A 3,878-nucleotide genomic window follows, 5' to 3' on the forward strand; every position below is an offset into this window, starting at 1 on the left:
CGAATTCGCGTCCAAGACGGCCGAAACCCTGCAGGACATTGCTGCCAAGGGTGAAGCGATCGCCACACGCAAGTCGTCGCAGAACGCCATTCAGGCGCTGGCCCCGCTGATGCCGGAGTTCGTCGGCGGTTCCGCCGACCTTTCCGGCTCCAATCTCACATTGTGGAAAGGCTGTCGAACCCTGCACGCCGAAGCCATGGCCGAAGGCGGCAATTACATCCACTACGGCGTGCGCGAATTTGGCATGGCGGTAGTCATGAACGGCATGCTACTGCACGGCGGCCTGCGTCCTTTCGGCGGCACCTTCCTGATGTTCTCCGAATACGCGCGAAACGCCATCCGCATGGCCGCGCTGATGCGCATCAATCCGATCTATGTCTTCTCGCACGACTCCGTTGGTGTCGGCGAAGACGGCCCGACGCACCAGCCGATCGAGCAGACCGCCACCCTGCGCATGATGCCGAACCTGGATGTGTGGCGCCCCTGCGACAGCGTGGAAACCTTCGTCGCCTGGCAGATCGCCATCGAACACCGCACCACGCCGACCGCGCTGATCCTGACGCGTCAAAATCTTCCCCATCAACCTCGCGACGCCGAGCAGATCAAGGCCATTCGCCGCGGAGGCTATGTACTCAAGGAGGCGGTCGGCACACCGCAAGCAGTGATCATCGCCACCGGCTCCGAAGTGAGCCTGGCGGTAGCCGCCCAGAAATCGCTTGCCGAAAAGGGAATCGCCGCTCGCGTCGTTTCCATGCCTTCGAGCTTCGTTTTTGAGCAGCAGAAGGCGGCTTACCGCGACTCGGTATTGCCGCGTGGTGTGCCGCGCGTTGCCGTCGAAGCGGGCGTCACCGGCTACTGGCGCCAGTACGTCGGACTGGAAGGTGCCGTAGTCGGTATCGATCGCTTCGGCGAGTGCGGCCCTGCAAGCCAGGTCTTCGAATTCCTCGGCATCACGGCCGCCAAGGTGGCCGAGGCAGTCGAGCGCGTGATCACCGGCTGATCGCACTTGGCAATGGCATTGCCATAATCGAGACCCGACGTTCGCGCCGGGTCTTTTACGTTCAACAACGGTTTCCAGAACCATGTCCGTCATCTGCATTTGCCTGAGCCCCGGACTCCAGCACACGGTTTCTATCGACACGCTGATTCCGGGGGAAGTCAATCGGCTGAGCGAAGTGACAGTCGACGTTGCCGGCAAGGGGGTCAACGTCTGTCGCGCACTGCAGCGATTGGGTGTCGGCGCCTTGTGCCTGGCTCAAGGCGGAAGCAATGCTGACGAGCCCGCCGCGCTTGCCCGGTTGGAAGGACTGGATCTGCGGCTCATACCTTCCTCCGGACGCCTGCGCACCTGCACGTCGATCGTGGAAGCTACAGGCGCATCCGGACACCGGGTGACCGAGCTCGTCGAACCCTCCTCTACGGTGGATAAATCCTGCGTTATCGCCATGACCAAGACCGTTGAGGACCTGTTGCCGTCAGCAAGCGCCCTGGTCGTTGCCGGATCCAGGGCGCCCGGCTATCCGGCGGGGTACCCTGCTCGTCTGGCCCGTATGGCAACGGAATCCGGAGTGCCCGTCATTCTGGACATGCAGGGCCCCGACCTTCGTGACGCCGTCATCGCCCGACCTGCCGTAGTCAAGATCAATCTCGCCGAATTCGTTGCGACCTTTCTTGCTGACCGGTTCAAGGTCCGGGAACACAGCGGCGCGCTGGCTGAAACGGATGTTTCACCCGACCTCACGAAGGCCATTACCGAAGTGTCGAGGGATTTCGTAACAAGCTTCGTCCTGACCCGCGGCGCCAAGAGCACGCTGCTCATTCGGGACGGGAGTATGCGAGTCCTGCCGGTGCCCCCCCTCACTGCGGGGGAGGTCATCAACCCTATCGGTTCCGGCGACACTTTTCTTGCCGGCATGTTGGCACAGTTGCTGAAGACCGACTGGCCGTCCACATGGGAAAGCACTCCCATGGAGGCGCTGGAAAAAGCGATTGAATTTGCTACTGCCTGCGCCCAGTCCAATGCGCGAACCGCTCGCCCCGGATTCCTTGAAGGGTCATTCAAGGCTTACAGCGACTAGCCCTCTGTCGGAATCGACTTGCCCTTTACATCCCGAGGGAATCGAGAAAGTCGTCCTGGTCTTTGGACTGCGACGGCTGGGGTGGGCGCGCGGAGCCTAGTGCTGACGCCGCGTTAGCCTGTGCAATCAACTCGTCTGGATCGTTGTCCTCCGGCGCCTCGAAATCAAACAGCTTGATGAATTCGGTCCGGTCGATGGCCAGTTCCAGGTAGAAAATGTTGTTGCGACCGGTGTAGAAAGTGACGCGGCGGGCTTCGGGTTTATCGAGATTGGTATCTACGCTGAGCATCACCTGCTTGGACAGGACGAGCATCTTGGGTTGGTTCTGCGTGATGTGCGTTTGCAATTCACGCGACACCTTGCCGGTGAAGTCGCCGACGATCTGGTTCATCAGCTCCCCCATGACGTTGCTGACCTCATCGGAGGTGTGCGAGCTGGCCAGTTCTGCTTTCGACATACCCATATTCAGCATGTAGCTCTCATACAGTTCCATAGCGGCCTGGGACGAGAAGTTGATCACCACGAGGCCGGAAAAGCCTCCGTCGAACAGTACGAAGCAGCCGATATCCGGCTTCAGGCAGGTCTTGGTGATCCGCTGGACCATGCCGGAAAAGTGAATCTGGCTCTGGGTGGCCGCAGTCAGAACCCTGGTCACAGAATTGCACAGACTCAACAGGATGTCTTCGGTGCCAAATACGACGGGGTTTTCTGGTGTACTCATGATTCTGCAAGGCCCCTGATCAGGAAGAATGGCGTATGTATATCATAGCTCCCGACTGGATAGGCATCCGATGCAAAAATTGACTGTAATTGCAGAATACGGATACCCGCTTTTTGATGTTGAAACTTCGTCGTCACCCGAATTTCAGCTTCATGGCCAATACCATACCCGCCAGTACCAGGGTGATGAAGTTGGCCAGAATTACCGGCCACGACTCGATGAGAACGCCGTAAACAAGCCAGATGAAGATACCCAGCGTAAACAAGGAATACATGCCGAGCGAAACGTCTCTTGCCGAGCGCGTTCGCCAGACCTTTAGAACCTGCGGCACAAAGGAGATAGTTGTAAGGATGGCGGCGGCGTAGCCGACTGCGGAAGCCGTGGTATTCATCGAGCACCTATTTTCGCGCAAATTGTGGATCAGCCCGGCCGTCGCCTGCGAGTCATACGCCCTGGCAAGCTACAATCCCGTCTGAAGGGAGATTCATGTGAGCTGGTGGTTAGCGTATATCGGACTGGGCCTTTTTGCCGGATTTTTTGCCGGCCTGCTGGGGATTGGCGGCGGGCTGGTGATGGTGCCGATGCTGGCCATGATGTTTGCCGCACAGGCAGTGTTCCCGCCAAATGAAGTATTGCATCTGGCGCTCGGCACATCCGTCGCGACGATCCTGTTTACCTCGATTTCGAGCCTGCGCACGCACCATCAGCACGGCGCCGTACTCTGGAAAGTGGTCATCCAGATTACACCGGGAATCCTCTTCGGCACCCTGCTCGGCACGCTGTTTGCGTCTAAAGTGCCGGCGAAACCCCTAGCGCTGTTTTTTACAGCCTTTGTCTGTCTGGTTGCCTTGCAACTGGTTCTCGACCTGAAACCCAAAGCCTCGCGTGAGTTGCCGGGGGCCGGCGGCGTTTTTGCCGTCGGTTCGGGCATTGGCGCTGTGTCGGCACTGGTAGCCATCGGCGGCGGCTCGTTGACCGTTCCCTTCCTGACCTGGTGCAATGTGCGCGTACAAAACGCGATCGGAACCTCTGCGGCGATAGGCTTCCCGATCGCCATCGGCAGTTCCCTCGGCTACATC

Annotated in this window: 5 protein-coding genes; 3 read left to right on the plus strand and 2 right to left on the minus strand. The window is 59.3% G+C overall.

The genetic code is table 11. The features are described 5' to 3' along the window. Together PROAA_RS16355 and PROAA_RS16360 are read left to right on the plus strand one after the other, a co-directional pair. Positions 1–1,000, plus strand: a 1,000-nt coding sequence (locus tag PROAA_RS16355) for a transketolase-like TK C-terminal-containing protein (protein WP_281182282.1), incomplete at its 5' end; no start/stop codon positions are given. Positions 1,001–1,082: 82 nt separating this feature from the next. Next, positions 1,083–2,078, plus strand: a complete 996-nt coding sequence (locus tag PROAA_RS16360; protein WP_186412373.1) for a 1-phosphofructokinase family hexose kinase — start codon at positions 1,083–1,085, stop codon at positions 2,076–2,078. Between the two features lie 25 nt (positions 2,079–2,103). On the opposite strand, the gene PROAA_RS16365 is transcribed toward PROAA_RS16360, so the two are convergent. After that, entirely contained in the window at positions 2,104–2,799 is a 696-nt protein-coding gene (locus PROAA_RS16365) for a DUF3334 family protein (protein WP_186412374.1), read from the minus strand. Positions 2,800–2,932: 133 nt separating this feature from the next. Further along, positions 2,933–3,190: a SemiSWEET transporter gene (locus PROAA_RS16370; RefSeq protein ID WP_186412375.1), complete on the minus strand. Its 258-nt coding sequence runs from the start codon at positions 3,188–3,190 to the stop codon at positions 2,933–2,935. A gap of 97 nt (positions 3,191–3,287) precedes the next feature. On the opposite strand from PROAA_RS16370, the gene PROAA_RS16375 reads away from it, so the two are divergent. Beyond that, positions 3,288–3,878, plus strand: a 591-nt coding sequence (locus PROAA_RS16375) for a sulfite exporter TauE/SafE family protein (RefSeq protein WP_186412376.1), incomplete at its 3' end; no start/stop codon positions are given.

The sequence above is a fragment of the Candidatus Propionivibrio aalborgensis genome (genome assembly GCF_900089945.1).
GTDB classification, from domain to species: Bacteria; Pseudomonadota; Gammaproteobacteria; order Burkholderiales; family Rhodocyclaceae; genus Propionivibrio; species Propionivibrio aalborgensis.